Here is an 18,918-nt window from a genome sequence, read left to right on the forward strand (position 1 = left end):
CGGGTCAGTCGGCGGCCGGCACCGGTTCGGGCAGGCGCGCGGCCAGCCGGGCGGGGGTGGGGTGCGCCATCAGCTCCACGACCTCCAGGTCGACGCCGAGCGCCGCCTCGACGCCGTGCACCAGCCGCATCGCGGTCAACGAGTCCCCGCCCAGGTCGAAGAAGTCGTCGTCGACCCCGGCCGGCACCCCCAGCACCTCGCTGAACAGCTCGCACAGCCGGGCCGGTAGCCCGTCGACCGGCGCGGCGGCCACCGGGTCGGCGGTGGGCGTCGGCGGCGCGGGCAGGGCCGCCCGGTCGAGCTTGCCGGTCGGGCCGAGCGGCAGCGCGTCGAGCGCGACGAACGCCGCCGGCACCTGGTGCGCCGGCAGGCTCGCGGCCAGCTCGTCGCGCAACCGGCCCGGATCGAACGGGACGGCCGGCGTCGGCACCACGTACCCGACGATCCGGCGGATGCCCGGCACGTCCTCGCGGACCGCCGTCGCCGCCGCCAGCACCCCGGCGCAGCGGGCCAGCGCCGCGTCGATCTCGCCCAGTTCGACGCGGAAGCCCCGCACCTTGACCTGCTGGTCGTCACGCCCGTGGAAGACCACCTGGCCGGCGGGGTCCCAGGCCGCCCGGTCCCCGGTGCGGTACATCCGCTCCCCCGGGCCGCCGAACGGGTCGGCCAAGAACCGTTCGGCGGTCAGCCCGGGGCGGTCCAGGTAACCCCGGGCCAGACCGACGCCGGTCAGGTACAGGTCGCCCACCACCCCCGGGGGCACCGGGCGCAGGAAGCCGTCCAGCACGTGCACCCGGGTGTTCCAGATGGGCCGCCCGATCGGCACGTACGCCGCCCGCCCGCCCGCCGGCACCGGCCAGTGGGTGACGTCCACGGACGCCTCCGTGGGCCCGTACAGGTTGTGCAGGTCCGCGCCGCAGGTGGCGTGGAACCGGTGGGCGAGTTCCGGGTCCAGTGCCTCCCCGCTGCAGATCACCAGGCGCAGGCCGGCGCAGTGCGCGGCGACCGGCTCGGCCAGGAAGGCGGCGAGCACGGACGGTACGAAGTGGGCGGTGGTGACCCGCTGCCTGTCGATCAGCCGGGCCAGCCGGGTCGGGTCCCGCTGGTCGTCCGCGTCGGCGACGACGACCGCCGCGCCGGTGGACAGCGGCCAGAACATCTCCCACACCGACACGTCGAAGCTGAGGCTCGTCTTGTGCAGGACCCGGTCGGCGGCGGTCAGCCGGTACCGGTCCTGCATCCAGGCCAGCCGGTTGACGATGCCGGCGTGCGGCACGACGACGCCCTTGGGCCGGCCGGTCGAGCCGGAGGTGTAGATGACGTAGGCGGGATGGGCGGCGCGCAGCGGCGTGGACCGGTCCCGGTCGGTGGGGGCGGTCGCCGGTTGCCGGGCGAGCAGTTCCCCCACGGCCGGGGCGTCGACGTCGAGGCAGCGGTCGGCGGGGCAGCCCGCGGCGACCAGCCGCCCGGCGGTCTCCCCGGTGGTCAGCACGCAGTCGGCCCCGCTGTCGCTGACCATCAGGGCCCGCCGCGCCGCCGGGTACTCCGGGTCCACCGGCAGGTACGCGGCACCCGCCTTGACCGTGGCGAGGATCGCCACCAGGCTGGCCGTGGAGCGGGGCAGCGCGACGGCCACCACCCGTTCCGGGCCGACGCCGCGCCCGATCAGCAGGTGGGCCAGCCGGTTGGCGGCGGCGTCCAGGTCGGCGTAGCTCAGCTCCCCGTCGCCGTCGTGGACGGCGACCGCGTCCGGGGTACGTCGTACCTGCGCCTCGAACCGGCCGACCAGGGTGTCCGGGTCGGTCCGGGCCGGCGGGACGGTCGTGTCGTTGGCCTCGGCGAGCAGCCGCCGGTCCGCCCCGGTGAGCGGGGACAGCCGGGCTACCGGGACGCCCGGGTCGGCGACGACCGCCCCCAGCAGCGCCCGCAACCGTTCCAGCACCGCGTCGGCGGTCGCCGGGGAGACCAGGTCCGGCTGGTGGCTGACGCGGATCCGCATCCGGGCCCCGGGGAGCACCACCACGGCGAGCGGGTAGTGGGTGGCGTCGCGGCCCTGCACGTCGGTGATCCGGGCCTCGCCCAGGGCCGGGGTGCCGTCCAGCGCGACCGGGTAGTTCTCGAAGACGTACAGGGTGTCGAAGAGGGTGCCGGGGGTGCCGGCGAGCCGCTGCACCGCGCCCAGCCCCAGGTACTGGTGCGGCACCAGCGCGGACTGCTCGCCGTGCAGCCGGGTCAGCAGGTCGCCGAACGCCTCCCCGGGGGTGGTCCGCACCCGCACCGGCAGCGTGTTGAGGAACAGCCCCACCATCGTCGCGACGCCGGGCAGCTCCGGCGGGCGACCCGCCACCGGCATCCCGAACACCACGTCGGCGCGCCCGGTCAGGTAGCCGAGCAGCACCCCCCAGGCGGCCTGGAGCACGGTGTTCACCGTGACGCCCCGCTCCCGGGCCAGGGCGGTCAGCGCCGCCGTCAGCCCCTCGTCCAGCTCGACGTCGAGGTCGCGGGGCAGCGCCGTCGGGTGGGCCGCGCCCGGCCCGGCGAGCAGGGTCGGTTCGGCCAGCCCGGCCAGCGCCGTCCGCCACGCCGCCTCGGCGGCCGGCCGGTCCTGCCGGGCCACCCAGTCCAGATAGGTACGGAACGGCACCGGCGGCGGCGGGGCCGCGGCCCCCCGACGGTGCTCGTAGAGCGCGATCAGGTCGCGGACGACGAGCGACAGCGACCAGCCGTCGAGCAGGATGTGGTGGTGGGTGAAGTCGAGGCGGTACCGCTCGGCACCCAGCCGGACCAGACTGAACCGCAGCAGCGGCGGCCGGGCCGGGTCGAAGCGTCGACGCCGTTCGGTGTCGGCGATGCGGGCGGCCTCGGCCTGCGCCTGCGGAGCGGGCAGCGCCGACAGGTCGACCTCCTGCCAGGGCGGCTCGACGTCGTCGCCGATCACCTGCACCGGGGGGCCGGTGAGCTGCTGCCGGAACGCCGCACCCAGGTTCGGGTGCCGGGTCAGCAGGTCCCGGGCGGCCCGGCGCAGGGCCACCGGGTCCAGCCGGCCGGTCAGCTCCAGGGTCAGCTGGGCGGTGTAGACGTCCGCGCCGGTCCCGGCGTACGTGGCGTGGTAGAGGATGCCCTCCTGCAACGGGGCCAGCGGCAGCAGGTCGGTCAGCCGGGGGTGTTCGGCCCCGATCGTGTCCAGCTCCCCCTGCCCGATCGTGACCAGCGGAAAGTCGGAGGGGATCCGGCCCACCGCCGGGGTCGCGGTGCTGTCCGCCAGCACCCGCAGCGCACGCAGCCACCCGTCGGCCAGCTCGCGGACCCGGGCCTCGGGCACGGCGTCACCGGCCCAGGTCCAGGTGGCCCGCAGTTGCGGGCCGTCGGCGAGGTCCACGGTGACGGCGTTCAGCGACACCGCGTGCGGCAGCGGCATGTCCGCGTCGACGTCACCGCCGAGGGCGTCCTGCGGTACGGGGGTCCAGTCCGCCTCGGACGTGCCGCCGCCGAGCCGGCCCAGGTAGTTGAAGCCGAGCTGCGGGCGGCCCAGTCCGGCCAGTTCGGGGCCGGTGGCCAGGTTCAGGTAGCGCAGCAGCCCGTACCCGATGCCGTGGTCGGGTACGGCGCGGAGCTGTTCCTTGACCCGCCGCACGACGGTGCCCACGGCGGGCCCGGCGGCCCACACCTGCGCCCAGTCCACCGCCCCCGGGTCCAGCCGCACCGGGTACAGGCTGGTGAACCAGCCGACGGTACGGGCGACGTCGACGTGCTCGGCCAGCGGTTCGCGGCCGTGGCTCTCGACGTCGACCAGCAGCCCGCCCGGCCGGCCCGACGCGACCGCGACGGTCAGCGCGGCCAGCAGCACCTCGTCCACCCCGGCGTGCAGCGCGTCCGGCACCCGGCGCAGCAGCGCCGCCGACAGCTCCACCGGGACGGTCTGCGCCAACGAGCGGGCGGTCCGGGCGGTGTCCCGGGCCGGGTCCAGGGCGCGGGTGCCGACCGGCGGCGGGGGCGCGGCCAGCATCCCGCGCCACAGGTCCAGTTCGGCGCTGCGGGCCGGTCGGGTCGCCTCCTCGCCCAGCAGCGTCGACCACCGCCGGTACGAGGTGGTGACCGGGGCCAGCTCGGGCCGTCCACCGGCGGACACGGCCGCCCACGCGGCGGCCAGGTCGGGCAGCAGGATCCGCCAGGACGTCGCGTCGACGGCGAGGTGGTGGGCGGCCAGCAGCAGCCGCCCGCGGTGCCGTGGCCCGGCGTCGAACCAGACGGCCTGGAGCATCATCCGCGCGCCCGGCGCGAGCCGGGCCTGGGCAGCCGCCGCGTGCTCGGCGACGATCCGGCGGCGGTCCGGCTCCGGCGTGTCCGGGTCGACGGGCACCCGGGTCAGCACCGACGCGGCCGGTACGCTGCCCGGGGCAGCCACGTCCAGCCGCCACGGGCCGTCGGGGCAGGACGGCCGGTCCAGCCGCATCCGCAGCGTGTCGTGCCGGTCGAGCACCGCCTGGAGGGCGGCACGGAGATCCGGTTCGGTGAGGTCGGCGGGGACCCGGACCACCATGGACTGGTAGTAGCCGTCGACCGGTCCGCCGGCCGCCCGCAGCCACTCCATGATCGGCGTCGGCTCGAACTCGCCCACCCCGTCGTCGGCACGGCTTTCGGCGGCGTCCCGGCTGTGGTCGGCGGCCAGGTCGGCGACGGCGGCGAGCCCGGCGACGGTCGGGTGCGCGACGACGTCCCGGGGCCGGATGGCCAGCCCCTCGCTCTGCGCCCGGCTGACCAGTTGGATCGACGAGATGCTGTCGCCGCCGAGGCCGAAGAAGCTGTCCGTGACGCCGACCGTGGGCACCCCCAGCACCTCGGCGAACAGGTCGCACAGCAGTTTCTCGGTGGCGGTGCCCGGCTGGTCGGCGACGGTCGTCGGCTCCTGGTCGGGTGCGGGCAGGGCCGCCCGGTCGACCTTGCCGTTGCGGTTGAGCGGCAGGGCGGCCAGGGGCACCAGGACGTTCGGCACCATGTACTCGGGCAGGTGGCCGGCGACGAAGGCGCGGACCGTGGCCGGGTCGGGGGCGGGGCCGTCCGGCGGGCCCACCAGGTAGCCGACGAGCTGCCGCCCGCCCGCGCCCACCTCCCGGACGACCACCGCCGCCTGGGCGACCGTGTCGTGCCGGGTCAGCACCGCCTCCACCTCGCCCGGTTCGATCCGGTGGCCGCGCACCTTCACCTGGTCGTCCACCCGGCCGACGAACTCCAGCTCGCCGTCGGGACGCCAGCGCACCAGGTCACCGGTGCGGTACATCCGCTCCCCCGGCCCCGCGTACGGGTCGGCCAGGAACCGGGTCGCGGTCAGCCCGGGTCGGCGCAGGTAGCCCCGGGCCAGGGCCCGGCCGGAGACGTACAGTTCACCGGCCACCCCGGCGGGGACCAGCCGCAGGGCGTCGTCGAGGACGTACACCTGGCAGTTGCGGACCGGGCGGCCGATGGGCACGGCGGTCCCGGACCCGACCCGGTCGGCGCGCAGGTCGGCGCTCATGGTGGCGCAGACCGTCGTCTCCGTCGGGCCGTACGCGTTGACCATGCGACGGCCCTCCGCCCAGCGGGTGACCAGTTCGGCGGGGCACGCCTCGCCGGCCAGCACCAGGGAGCGCAGGGTGGGCAGGGGCTGTGCGGCCAGCGGGGTGAGCACCGCCGGGGGCAGCGTCGCGTGGGTGATCCCGTGGGCCCGGACGAAGTCGGCGAGCAGGTCGCCGACGAGCAGCCGTTCGGTCGGCACGACGAGGGCCGCGCCCGAGGTCAACGCCATGCACAGTTCCCAGAACGAGGCGTCGAAGCTGGGCGAGGCGAACTGGAGGACGCGGGCCCGACCGTCCACGCCGAGCCGGTCGGCCTGGGTGGCGGCGAGGCTGCTGACGCCCTGGTGGGTGACGACGACACCCTTCGGCCGCCCGGTGGACCCGGAGGTGAAGATCACGTACGCCGGGTGGGTCGGCAGCAGCGGGGTGCGGCGGTCCCGGTCGGTGGGGTCGCGGTCCGGGTGGCCGGCCAGCTCGGCGAGCAGCGCCGGGTCGTCGAGGTCGATCCGGGGCAGGTCGGCGGCCTCGGCGGCGGCGCGGGCCGTCGGCGCGGCGTCCGCCCCGGCGAACACCACGCCGGCCGGCGCGGCGTCGGCGAGCATCTGCGCGACGCGCGGACCCGGGTAGTCCGGGTCGACCGGCAGGTACCCGGCACCCGCCTTGGTCACCGCGAGGATCGCGGTGACCAGCTCCACCCCGCGCGGCAGCACCAGCGCGACGAGCTGCTCCGGGCCGATCCCCCGGGCGATCAGCGCGTGGGCGAGCCGGTTGGCCCGCGCGTTCAACCCGCCGTACGTCAGCAGGTCCGCCCCGCAGCGGACGGCTACCGCGTCGGGCGTGCGGGCCGCCCACGCCTCTACCAGGGCCGGCAGGGTCGCCACCGGCACCGGATCGGGGTTGCGGCCCTGGGTCGACAGTCGCAGCCGCTCGGGCACGTCGAGCAGGTCGAGCCGGCCGGTACGCGTCCCGAGCAGGGTGGGCAGTTCGGTCAGCAGCCGGGTGAACCGGCGCAGCAGCCCCCGGGCGAACCCCACCGGGAACAGGTCGGGCCGGTAGGACAGCCGCATCCGCAGCCGGGTGCCGGCCGCCGCGTTCAGGCTCAGCGGGTAGTGGGCGGCGTCGGCGGCGCCCGCCTCCACCCGCAGCGGCCCGCAGCGCAGCTCACCGGACTCGGGGAAGTTCTCGAACGCGACGCAGGTGTCGAACAGCTCGCCGGTCCCGGCCACCTTCTGGATGTCGGCCAGGCCCAGGTGGTGGTGCTCGATGAGCTGCGCCTGCTCGTGCTGGAGGCGGGTCAGCAGCGCCGACAGGGGCTCGTCGCGGCGCAGCCGGACCCGTACCGGCACCACGTTCATCAGCAGCCCGACCATGTTCTCGGACCCGGGCAGCTCGGGTGGCCGGCCGGAGACGGCCGCGCCGAACGTCACGTCGTCGCGTCCGGTGAGCTGGCCGATCAGCAGCGCCCACGCGCCCTGCACGAGGGTGTTGACGGTGAGGTCGTGCCGCCTGGCGAACGCCACCAGGTCCGCCGTGGCCGCCGCGTCGAGTTCGGCCGGCAGGTCACCGGGCCAGACCGGGACGCGGGTCGGGTCGGCCGGGGCGACGAGGGTGGGCCCGGCCAGGTCCGCCAGCGCCACCCGCCAGGCCGCCTCCGCGCCCGGCCGGTCCCGCCCGGCCAGCCAACCCAGGAAGTCCCGGTACGACGGGGCGGGTGGCAGCACGTCGCCCTGCGCGTAGAGGGTGCACAGGTCACGGATCAGCAGGCCGGTGGACCAGCCGTCGAGCAGGATGTGGTGGTAGGTGACGACCAGCCGGTGCCGGTGGCCGTCGACGCGGATCAGCCGGAATCCGATCAGCGGGGCCCGGCGCAGGTCGAACCGCCGTCCCTGGTCGGCCTCGGTGTGCCGGGCGAGGGCGGCGTCCGGGTCCTCCTGCGGCGCGACGGTGACCTCCGTCCAGGACAGTTCCGGCCGGCGGACGACCACCTGCACGGGTGGGCCGGAGCGGCGTTCCCGGAAACTCGCCCGCAGGTTGGGGTAGCGGCGCAGCAACGCCTCCGCCGCCGCCCGCAGCGCGGCGACGTCCAGCGGACCGTGCAGGTCCAGGATCAGCTGCGCGGTCTGCACCTCCGGCCCGCTGCTCTGGTGCCAGGAGTGGAACATCATCCCGGCCTGCAGGGGGGCCAGCGGCAGAATGTCCTCGATGCTCGACGTGGTCATGACACCGCTCCCTGTTCCGCCGCCAGTTCCTGCTCAAGGTCGTCGATCTCGTCCTGGCTCAGCGTGACCAGCGTCAGGTCCGACGGCGTGGGGCCGCCGGCGGCCGGTGCCGTCGCGCCGGCCACCACGGCCTCCAGGGCGGCGTGCCAGTCGTCCGCGAGGTCGGCCACGTCGGCCTCGGCCAGCAGCTCCGCCGGCCACGACCAGGTGGTCCGCAGGTGCGGGCCGGCCGGGCCGTCGACGGTGACGGCGGCGACCTCCAGCACGTGCGGCACGGGGTGCCGGGGGTCGGCCCCGCCCCGCAGCACCGCGCCCTCCTCGGCCGGCCCCCAGTCGTCGGGTGCGGCGGCGGGGAACCGGCCCAGGTAGTTGAAGGCCATCTGGGGGGCCGGCATCCCGGCCAGCACCGGGCCGGTACGCGGGTCGAGATAGCGCAGTACGCCGTACCCGCCGACGGGTGGCAGGGCGCGGAGCTGCTCCTTGATCCGTTTCACCGCGGCGCTGACCGCCTGACCACCGGAGCGGACCTGCGCCCCGTCCACCGGGCCCGGATCGAGCCGGACGGGGTGGATGCGGGTGAACCAGCCGACGGTGCGGGACAGGTCGGCGTCCGGCACCAGACCGTCGCGGCCGTGCCCCTCCAGGTTGACCAGCACCCCGTCGGTGCCGCCCCGGCCCCGCCGGGCCAGCCACGGCGGCAGCGCCAGGGCCAGCGCGGTCAGCATGATCTCGTCCACCCCGGTGCGGTACGCGGCCGGGGCGGTGGTGAGCACGGCCGTGGTGCATTCCGTCGAGGCGCTGCGGGACAGGCTGCGCAGCCGGCCGAAGACGTCGACCCGGGGGTCGAGGGGGCGGTCGCCGAGCGGCGTCGCCGGCCGGTCCAGCAGCCGCGTCCAGCCGGCCAGTTCGTCCGCGCGGACCGGTCCGTCGGTCAGCGCCGCGACCTGCCGTGCCCAGCCGCGCAGGGACGTGCCCACCGGCTCCAACGTCGGCGGTCTCCCGTCGCCGAGCGCGGCGCAGGCGGCCCGGAGGTCGGCGAGCAGGATGCGCCACGACACCCCGTCGACGGCGAAGTGGTGGACGACCAGCAGCAGCCGGTTGCCGGTCTGCGGGCCGGCCGGGAACCAGACGGCCTGCACGAGCACCCCGTCGGCGGGGCGCAACCGGTCCCGGGCGGCCTGTGCCTGGTCGGCGAGGACCGTCGCGCGCCCGGCCGCGGTGGCGTCGGTCAGGTCGACGGTGTGCAGGCAGTCCTCGGCGCGTACCGCCCCGGCGGGCGGGATGTCCAGCTCCCACGGCCCGTCCCCGGTGCGGGCCCGCATCCGCAGCGCGGGATGGTGGTCGAGCAGCGCCTGCAACGCCTGCCGCACCTCGTCGACGGTCGTCGTGGCGGGCACCCGGACCAGCATCGACTGGCTGAACGCGTCAAGTGGGCCGCCAAGCTCCTCCCGGGCCCAGGCCAGGATCGGCGTCACCGGCACCGCACCTGTCGCGTCGTCCGGACGTTCGACGGTCCGGTCGTCCACGGTGGTCGCCACGGCGGCCAGGGCGCGGACGGTGCGCTGCTGGTAGACGTCCTTCGGTTTGAGGTGCAGGCCGGCGCGGCGGGCCCGGCTGACCAGTTGGATGGACATGATGCTGTCGCCGCCGAGGCCGAAGAAACTCCCGTCGATGCCCACCTCGGGCACGCCGAGCAGTTCGGCGAACAGGTCGCAGAGGATTCGTTCGGCCGGGGTCCGGGCGGCCGGGCCGGTGACCGCGCCGTCGAGGTCGGGTTCGGGCAGCGCCGCCCGGTCGACCTTGCCGGTGGGTGTCAGCGGCAGCGCGTCGAGCACCATGAGCCGGGCCGGCAGCAGGTACTCGGGAAGCTGGTGGCGCAGCCACTCGCGTACCTCGGCGGCGGTGAGGGGGGCGGTGCCGGCCGGCGTGACGTAGCCGACCAGGGTGACCCGACCGGGCCCGTCGGTGCGGGCGGTCACCACGGCCGCGCCGACCGCCGGGTGCCGGGCGAGGGTGCCCTCGATCTCGCCGGGCTCGACCCGGAAGCCCCGGATGTTGACCATGTTGTCGACCCGGCCGGCGTACTCCAGGTCGCCGTCGGGGCGCAGCCGCACCCGGTCGCCGGTGCGGTACAGCCGCCCACCGGGCCGGCTGCCGTACGGGTCGGCGACGAACCGCTCGGCGGTCAGCGCCGGCCGGCCGGCGTACCCCCGGGCCAGCCGCGCGCCGCCGACGTACAGTTCGCCGACCGCGCCGATCGGGACGGGGACCAGCATCGGGTCGAGGACGTGGGCGGTCAGCCCGGCCACCTCGCGGCCGATCCGGCTCAGACCGTCCCCGACGTCGTCCGGCCCGAGGGTACGGGCGGTGACGTGCACGGTGGTCTCGGTGATCCCGTACATGTTGACCAGCCGGGGCCGGTCCCAGCCGTGCCGCGCGGCCCAGCGGCGCACCGACGCGTGTTCCAACGCCTCGCCGCCGAAGACCACCCAGCGCAGCGCGTGCGGCTGGTCCGACCGGGAGTCGACCTCCTCGAACTGGGCGAAGGACGAGGGGGTCTGGTTGAGCACGGTCACCCCGGCCCCGGTCACCAGCCGGTGGAAGTCCTCCGGGTTGCGGGAGACCCAGTAGGGCACCACGACCAGCCGGCCGCCGGTGCTCAACGCGCCCCAGATCTCCCAGACGGAGAAGTCGAACGACATGCTGTGGAACATCGACCAGACGTCGTCGGGGCCGGCGTGCAGGAAGTCCCGCCCCCAGTGCAGCAGCCGGGTGACCGCGGAGTGCGGGACGGTGACGCCCTTGGGTCGGCCGGTCGAGCCCGACGTGTAGATCACGTACGCCGCACTGTCCCCCGTCACCACCGACGACGCCGACGCCCCATCCACCGGGGCCGGCTCCCCCACCGCCGCCCCCTCGGCATCCACCTCCACCACCCGCCACGGACCCGACGGCAACCGCCCCGCCACACCCGAACCCCCCAACACCACCGACACACCCGAATCCACCAACATCAACGACAACCGCTCCACCGGATAATCAACATCCAACGGCACATACGCCGCACCAACCTTCAACACCCCCAAACACCACACCACCGCATCCACCGACCGCCCCACACACACCCCCACCAACCCACCACCACCCACACCCAACCCCCGCAACAACCCCGCCACCCGATCCGACAACACCCCCAACTCCCCATACGTCAACACCACCTCCCCACACACCACCGCCACCGCACCCGGCGAACCCACCACCCACCGCCCCACCAACTCATGCACCAACTCACCGTCGGGAAGGTCCACCGGGGACGGTGTGGTCCAGGAGCGCACCAGCGCGCGTTCGGCGTCGTCCATCGCCGTGAGCTGCCCGATCGCCAGGTCGGGCCGGTCGAGCGCGCTGCCCAGCAGACTCGACCAGTGCCGGAAGAAGTGCTCGACCGTGGCGCGCAGGAACAGGTCCGTGCAGTACTCGATCTCGACGTCGTACCGGCCGGCGACGTCGTAGACGGTGAACGTGAGGTCCAGCTTCGCGGTGTCCGTCGGCACGAACTCGCGGCTCAGGAACGACCCGCCGACCGCGCCCGGCCCGTTCTCGTGGAACGCGAACAGCACCTGTACGAGCGGGCCGTGGCTCGGCACCCGCGTCGGCACCAGCCGGTTGACCAGGTGGTCGAACGGCACGTCCAGGTGTTCCAGGGCGTCCAGCACCGACTCCTGGGTACGCGCCACGACGGTTCCGAACGTCGGTTCGCCGCTCAGGTCGGTGCGGGACACCATCGTGCCGGCGAACAACCCGACCACGTCCAGGAACCGGCTGTCCCCCCGGCCGGCGACGGGCGAACCGACGACCACGTCGGTCTGGCCGGTCTGCCGGTGCAGGAAGACGGTGAAGGCCGCCAGCAGCACCACGTACGGCGTGACCCCGTGCCGTCCGGCCAGTTCCCGCACCCGGTCGCGGAGCTGCGACGGCACGGTGAACCGCAGGGTCTCGCCGCGGTAGCTGAAGTCCCGGGGGCGGTTGCGGTCCCGCCCGAGTTCGAGCAGTTCCGGCGCGCCCCGCAACTGCGCCACGCGGCTGTCGAGTTCCCGCTGCGCCTGCGGGCCGGCCGACCACCGCCGCTGCCGGAGGCAGTGCTCGACGTAGGCCGGCACCGCCGACCCGACGGCGTCTCCCGGCCCGCCGGTGGCACCGGCCCCGGCGGCGTGGCCCGGCCCGGTGGCATCGCCCGGCCCGGCGGCATCCCTCGGCCCGGCGGCGTCGGCGAGGCCGGCGGCGTCGCTCAGGCCGGCGGCGAGTTCGCGTTCGATGATCTCCAGGGAGAGGCCGTCGACGGCGATGTGGTGGAAGGTCAGGTGGAGCAGCCGCACCTGGCCGTCGACCGCGAAGACGGCCGCCCGGACCAGGGGCCCGACGCGCAGGTCGAACGGGGCACGGGACACCTCCCGGACCACCTCGGCGCTCCGCGCGTCGCGCTCGGCGGCGGGGTGGTCGGTGAGGTCGTGGACCGTCAGGGGAACCTCGCGGGTGGACACCAGCCGCTGCACGGGCTCGCCGTCGACCTCGTCGAAGGCCAGGAACAACGCGTCGTGCCGGGCCAGCAGGCGGCCGACGGTGGCGACGAGCGCCGGCAGCGGCACGTCGACCCGCAACCGCCACGAGACCGGGACGTGGTACGCGGCACTCGCCGGCGTCAGCCGGTCGAGGAACCACAGCCGCTGCTGCTCGCTGCTCAACGGCCAGCGCCGATTGTCCTCAGCCATACGAAACTCTCCTGACAGAAGGTGCACCTGCTGCGCCACGGCGAATGGGTGCTGTTACTCGGTACGAAGGGTGGCTTCATCGGCCCGAGCCATCGCGAGAGCGAGGCTTCTCGGCCGCATGTCCTGCCAGTTCTCCTCCACGTACCGGAGCGCCCCGTCCCGATCGCCCGGTCCCCATGCCACGGTCCAGCCCGCCGGCACCTCGGCGAATTCCGGCCACAGCGAGTGCTGCGACTCCGCATTCACCAGCACCAGAAACGTGCCGTCCGCATCGTCGAATGGATTCATGTCCGCCTCCGGTCCGCATCGATGGCCGCAGGAGTCCACAAAGCCTCCGGAAGCGGCGTGCAGAATCCTGCCCGGCGGTGCGGGCGGCGGCCAGAAATTGCCACTTTCCTAAACTGACAGTTGGGGCCCGTCAGCGCGGACACGGGGGCGGGCCGGACCGGCCGGGGTGCAATTCACCGACGGCGGAGGGATGCGGGAACGGCGGCTACGCGGCCTCGGCCACCGGAATCAGCGACACGATCTGCAGGTCGCTCGCGCTCGGGTCGGTGAGGGTGACCACGTCGACCAGGGTCGTCCGGTGGTCGCTGGCCAGCCGGATGCCGCGCCGCGACCGCAGGGTTCGCCCGGACGCGGGGTGGGCGGCCCACAGGCAACGGGCCTCGGGGCTGGTCTCCAGGCAGGCGTCGACGAGCGCGGCGATCCCGGTGTCCTGCGGGTGCAGCGCCTGGGCGATGCGCATCTGGGTGAGCAGCGGCGCCGCCCAGTCGGTGTCCCAGTTGACCAGCCGCCGACGGGCGTCCGCATCGGTGAACAGCCAGCGTGGATAGCTGGGATCGGTGCGCAACCAGGGATAGTAGGACTCGCACATCTCGTTGTGCAGCACCACCCTCGCGTACCGGTCGAGCACGTAGGTCGCCCAGCGTTGCCCCTCGACGAACTGGCGCAGGGCGGTGCCGAGGACGGTCGGGGTGGTGCCGGCCGGTGCGGGTGAGGGCATCCGGCCGATCGCGAGGAGGTACAGCAGCTCCCGCTCGTGCCGGTCGAGTCGCAGCGTCCCGGCGACGGCGTCGAGGAAGGCGTCCGAGTAGTTGGCGCGTACGCCGCGTTCGAGGTTGCTGTACCAGACGACGCTCACCCCGACGAGTTCCGCGATCTCCTCCTGGGTGACGTTGGACCGACGTCCCCGACGTCTCCGGGCGACCTGGTGGTCATCCGGCGGAAGCCGGTGCCGCCAGGCTTTGACGCAGGCGGCCAACTCGCTGTTCTGGTCCGCCGAGACCTGCCGGATGGCAACCATTTCTCCCTCGTTCTGGCGCAGCCGCCATGAATGTTTGTTTCCAGAACGGGGCCCGGCCGAATTGGGGCACCGACCACCGTTCACACGGCTCAGCGGCGAGCCGAAAGCGGGACGGACCGCTCGGCCACAGTTGCCCGGTACCGGGGCCGGCAGATCCTGGGCAGCATTCGACCAAATGGTCGACAGCCACTCGTGACGCCGCCGGCACAATGCCGTCCAACGACCGTCACGAATGTGGATGCTACCGGGTCCGGACCGCGCCACCAATAGCCATGTTTCGATTACATCACTGTCTGGTCACTCAGCAGGAAAGATTCGTGCGGATCACCCCGGCAGATCGGACACCTGTCCGTACTGCGCCCCTTGGCCGCGTCCACACGGCGGCGCACTAATTGCCCGTGATCACCGCGTTGGACGGTTAGCAACCCATCCGCAAACCATGGACACGTCACCCTGGGTAGCCCGACGCCTCCGCTCACCGGCGGCGACGGCACCACCTCTCCGGGGCCCGTTCCACCCGTTTCCCACCGGTGCCCACGACCCGCATCACGCCCACGCCCCCCGTCCTCGCGGGCCCGGAAACGCACCGCGGAGAAGGCCGTGCCCTGCGTGTCAGAGTTGCCGCGAGAGTGCCGCCGTGGGCGCATATCCCCTGGTAGGGAAGTATTCGATCAACCGGAAAACGGCTGTCGACGGAAACCTCGGAGAAACGAGGGCTGGTTAGCGTTCGCGACCGTTGAACGCTCAATCTCGCTCCGAGGAGAAACCTTTGAAGGTACGAACATCGAGGAGCACGCGCGTGCTCCTCTCGGTGATCGTCGCGGTGACGGCCCCGGTGGCCCTGGCGGGGCCGGCCACCGCGGCGTCACCCACCGCGGTCGCGCCGCCTCCGGCGTCCACGACCGACCTGCCCGACCCGACGGCCCGTGGCCCCTTCGGACACCAGGCCGTCCAGGAGGCCAAACTCGGCCTCGCCAGCATCCAGGAACCGAACTCCTCAGGCGCCGACCCGACGGCCGGGACCACACAGGCCCCGGAGCGGATCGAGATCCGGGGCCAACTCCACACACCGGACTTCACCCGACGCACCACGCCGTCGCCGGTGCTCGTGCTGGTGCACGGCAACCACGGCTCGTGCGACTCCGGTCAGGACACCGCCCAGCTCACCTGCGCCCAGTTCAAGCACAACGAGAACGGCTACGCCTACCTGGCGGAGAACCTCGCCACCTGGGGCTACACCACCTTCTCGGTGTCCCAGGACCAGCTGATGATGCGGCAGGACGGCAACAAGGGCAAGGGCATGCACAGCCGCCGGATGCTCATCGCCGCGACCCTGGACGCGCTCAGCGCGGCGAACCGCTCCGGCGGGCTGCCGGTCGACGGGCACACCACCGTCGGCACCACGCTCGCCGGTCGCCTCGACCTGACCCGCATCGGCCTGATGGGCCACTCGCGCGGCGGTGACGCGGTGTCCAGCTTCATCGACTACAACCGCATCCGCACCGACGGCCCGCGGTACCCGCTGCGCGGGGTCATCTCGCTCGCGCCCGTGGACTACGAGCGCAAGGCCCCGTACGGGATGCCGTACCTGACGATCCTGCCGATGTGCGACGGCGACGTCTCCAACCTCCAGGGCGCGCGGCTGTTCGAACGCAGCCAGTACGTCAACCCGGGCGCCCCCTTCCCCCGCATCCAGGTGGAGCACCTCGGCGCGATCCACAACTGGTACAACACCGTCTGGTACGCCGACGGCGGCGCGGACGGCCAGGCCAACAACGACGCCGCGTGCGGCAACTCCGCACCGTTCGCGACCAACAACATCCACCCGCACAACCTGCGGCTCAGCGGCGCGGCCAGCTACACCGACCCGGCCCTGAACTACGCCATCGACAACTCCGACCCGCTGAACCCCGCCGTGAACACCAAGTTCTCCGGCGACCCGGCGCGGATGGGCGACCAGGAGAAGCTGGGGCTGGCGACGATGGCGGCGTTCTTCCGCCGCTACGTCGGCGGCGAGGGCGCGTTCCAGCCCTATCTGACAGGTGAACTGGCCAACACCCCCGATGGCCTCCAGGTCCCCGCGTCGGCCTGCCCGACCAGCCCGTCCGGCACCGCTATCCCGTGCAACGAGCGGGTCAACACCAGCTACTTCGCCGCTCCGCAGGAGCGGGTGGACGTGATCCGGCCCGAGGTGGCCAACCCGTTGACCCGTAACGCCCTCGGTGGAACCCTGACCGGCAGCGGCTTCGCCGACCCGTACGCGCAGGCCGCCGGGGTCACCCCGAAACCGGCGACCACCCCCGGCGGGTACGACTGGTGCAACCCGGAGCCGCAGGACTTCGCCCCGGCGCAGCTCGGGAAGACCGGGCTGCCGGCCGCCGCCAAGCCCTGCCCGCTACCGGCGGCGGGCGCGCTCGGCGGGCAGAACGGCACCCGGGAGAACAGCCCCATCAACCACTCCTACGGTCGCCAGCTCACCCTCGCCTGGGAGCCGGGCTCGGCCGCGTCGCTGACCGCCGCGATCCCGGCCGCGTCCGGTGACGTACGGCACCTGAAGGCGCTGGCGCTGAGCGCCGCCGTGAACTTCTTCGACACCCGCAACCCGGGTGCCGACAACCGGGGCGACAACACCCGGGACACCACCGTCAACGGCACGCCGACCAACCCGGTCTGGCCCAACGAGAAACCCACGTCGTACGACCCGGCCTCAACCACCCAGCGGTTCGTGATCGCGCTGCGCGACGCCGCCGGCCGGGAGGGGACCGTCGACGCCGGTGACCCCCGCTGGGGCAACGCCCTGCACATGTCGACCGGCACGAACACCCCGAACACCCACATCGTCCTCGACCAGATCCGCGTCCCGCTCGCCGAGTTCGCGGCGCAGGGCGTCGACGTCGGCGCGCTGGCGAAGCTGGAACTCCGGTTCGGGGTGGGCGACATGCCGAAGTCCGGCTCGATCGAGCTGGCCGACGTACGCTTCCAGGAATCCGACGCGGGGGCGCAGCTCCTGTCGGACGGCGACCGGGCCGACGGCGCGGGCCACGGCCCGTCCGCCCTCGGCGGCCCCGACCCGGCGACCTACCTCGCCGGCTACGACAACACCCCGGGCAACGTCGCGCTCGTCGACCCGGTGGCGAACCCGCAGGGCAACACCACGTGGACGGTCGACGACGACCGGAAGCAGTGCCCGAACGCCTCGTTCACGTCGATCCAGACCGCCGTCGACTTCGCCTCGCCGTGGGACACCATCGTGGTGTGCGCGGGCGTCTACCGGGAGTCGTCGACGCCGGTGAACCACGCGTCCAACCCGGTGCAGAGCGGCGCGCGCAACGGCCTGACCATCACCAAGCCGCTGAAGATCAAGGGGGCCGGCGCGGACAGGGTGACCATCATGCCCGACCCGTCGCTGGGGAACCTGGCAGGCGACCAGCCGTACCTGCGCGACGGCGGCGGCAACGTGATCACCGTGTCCCGGCAGTCGCTCGGCTCGACCGACACCAACGAGATGTTCCTCGACCTCTCCGGCGTCACCGTCACCTCGGGTGACGTCTGGGCCGAGGCGGGCGTCGCGTTCTTCGGCGCGGCCGGCCGGGTCGCCGACAGCGTCGTCGGCCCGCTGCGGGTGGCGACCACCGAGGCGGAACTGGCCGCGCACCCGCACGGCTGGGGCATCGTCAAGACCGGCATCATCCGGGGGGCGGGCACCGGCACCGTCGAGAGCGAGCTGACCGTCACCGGCAGCGTGGTCAGCGGCTACCAGTCCGGGGGCATCCTCTTCGACGGCGCGCGGGGCCGCGACGGCACCCCCGACACCACCGTCCGCTCCGGCATCCGCCAGCACGGGTACGTGACCGACACCGTGGTCACCGGCGAGCCGAACAGCCGGTTCCCGCAGACCGGCATCGCGTACACCAGCGGGACGGACGGCTTCGTGAACACCAGCCGGATCACCGGGAACTACTACCCGCCCGCACCCCACCGGTCGTATGGCATCCTGCTGACCGACGCCGGCACCGAGACGGCCGGGGCGCTCACCGGCACCCGCAACGTCCTCACCGGCAACGGGTTCGCCGTCTACAACGCCAACGCCGACAACACGGCGGTACGCGAGGGTGCCCCGTTCGCGCTGACCGGCAGCTACCTCGGCAGCGCGCCACCGGTGTCGGGCGGACCGGCGGTCCCGGCCACCGGCGTCGAGGCGATCTCCGGGGTGGACGGCTCGGGCAGCGCCACGGTCAGCGTCACCAAGCGCCGGCCGACCCCACCACCGGCGGTGCCGACCACTGTGGGCCGGGTCGTCGACGCCGCGCCCTCGGCCGAGCTGGCCGACCCGGGACGCGGCGCGGTGCTCCGGGTCGGGTCGACGGTGCACCCGCTGATCCGGGGTACCGACGACCACGCCATCGCCTCGGCGAGCCTGTTCGTCAACGGCACCCTGGTCGGCACGGCCACCACCGCCCCCTACCTGTTCGACTGGACCCCGGCGGCGAAGGACGCCGGGAAGCAGATCAGGTTCCAGGCGATGGTGGTCGACTCGTCCGGGCAGTCGACGCTGTCCAAGCCGGTCATCGGCACGGTCGACCTGGCGACCCCGGCCCCGACCGTACAGATCGACAAGGTGGAGGCCGACCCCACCTCGGGTACGGCGACGCTCACCGCGACGGTCAACACGGCCGGCACCCTGACCCTCAGCGGGGAGAAGGTCAACGCGGTCACCCGCCAGGTGGCCAAGGCGAACACCGTCACGGTGACCGTGACCGTCGCCCCCGCGTACCGGCAGACGCTGGTCAAGACGGGTCGACTCGACGTGACGTTCACTGTCGGGTTCGCCAACGCGGCCGGCCAGAGCCCGGGTGAGACAGTGCAGGTGACCCTGACCAGGACCTGACGGTCCGGCACCGGAGGGACCCCTCCCGGGTCCCTCCGGTGCCGCCGGAACGCGACGCCCGGCACCACCGCCACGTCATCGGTTCCCGCCCCTGGGCCGCATCAACGCGACCCGGTCACCCGGTCAGCTCGGCTCCCCGGCCAGGGAGGTCCGCCGCTGCGAGGCCATGACCAGGGAGTAGACGTGC

General features: G+C 73.9%; 5 protein-coding genes. 1 reads left to right on the forward strand and 4 read right to left on the reverse strand.

Annotated elements, in window-relative coordinates:
- Positions 1 to 4 precede the first annotated feature (4 nt).
- The 4 genes from B5D80_RS01280 to B5D80_RS01295 all read right to left on the reverse strand — a co-directional run bounded on the left by B5D80_RS01280 (position 5) and on the right by B5D80_RS01295 (position 13,843).
- Positions 5 to 7,771 carry a non-ribosomal peptide synthetase gene (locus tag B5D80_RS01280; protein ID WP_088641858.1) on the reverse strand — a complete coding sequence of 2,589 codons (7,767 nt, stop codon included), beginning with the start codon at positions 7,769 to 7,771 and terminating at the stop codon, positions 5 to 7.
- Entirely contained in the window at positions 7,768 to 12,537 is a 4,770-nt protein-coding gene (locus B5D80_RS01285; protein ID WP_088641859.1) for a non-ribosomal peptide synthetase, read from the reverse strand. The genes B5D80_RS01280 and B5D80_RS01285 overlap by 4 nt, the downstream gene beginning before the upstream one ends.
- Before the next feature lie 54 nt (positions 12,538 to 12,591).
- The gene (locus B5D80_RS01290) at positions 12,592 to 12,825 is read right to left on the reverse strand and encodes an MbtH family protein (RefSeq protein ID WP_088641860.1); all 234 of its coding nucleotides are present in this window, start codon (positions 12,823 to 12,825) and stop codon (positions 12,592 to 12,594) included.
- Positions 12,826 to 13,030: 205 nt separating this feature from the next.
- Positions 13,031 to 13,843: an MmyB family transcriptional regulator gene (locus tag B5D80_RS01295; protein ID WP_088641861.1), complete on the reverse strand. Its 813-nt coding sequence runs from the start codon at positions 13,841 to 13,843 to the stop codon at positions 13,031 to 13,033.
- A gap of 799 nt (positions 13,844 to 14,642) precedes the next feature.
- On the opposite strand from B5D80_RS01295, the gene B5D80_RS01300 reads away from it, so the two are divergent.
- Positions 14,643 to 18,731 (forward strand): Ig-like domain-containing protein, encoded by a 4,089-nt coding sequence (locus B5D80_RS01300; protein WP_245854143.1) that lies wholly within the window; start codon positions 14,643 to 14,645, stop codon positions 18,729 to 18,731.
- Positions 18,732 to 18,918 lie beyond the last annotated feature (187 nt).

The organism is Micromonospora wenchangensis, assembly GCF_002210435.1.
Classification (GTDB): Bacteria; Actinomycetota; Actinomycetes; order Mycobacteriales; family Micromonosporaceae; genus Micromonospora; species Micromonospora wenchangensis.

Excerpts from the sequence above, each read along its gene's own strand:
- B5D80_RS01290 (WP_088641860.1), bottom strand. The coding sequence starts at position 12,825 with ATGAATCCATTCGACGATGCGGACGGCACGTTTCTGGTGCTGGTGAAT.
- B5D80_RS01280 (WP_088641858.1), bottom strand. The coding sequence starts at position 7,771 with ATGACCACGTCGAGCATCGAGGACATTCTGCCGCTGGCCCCCCTGCAG.
- B5D80_RS01295 (WP_088641861.1), bottom strand. The coding sequence starts at position 13,843 with ATGGTTGCCATCCGGCAGGTCTCGGCGGACCAGAACAGCGAGTTGGCC.
- B5D80_RS01285 (WP_088641859.1), bottom strand. The coding sequence starts at position 12,537 with ATGGCTGAGGACAATCGGCGCTGGCCGTTGAGCAGCGAGCAGCAGCGG.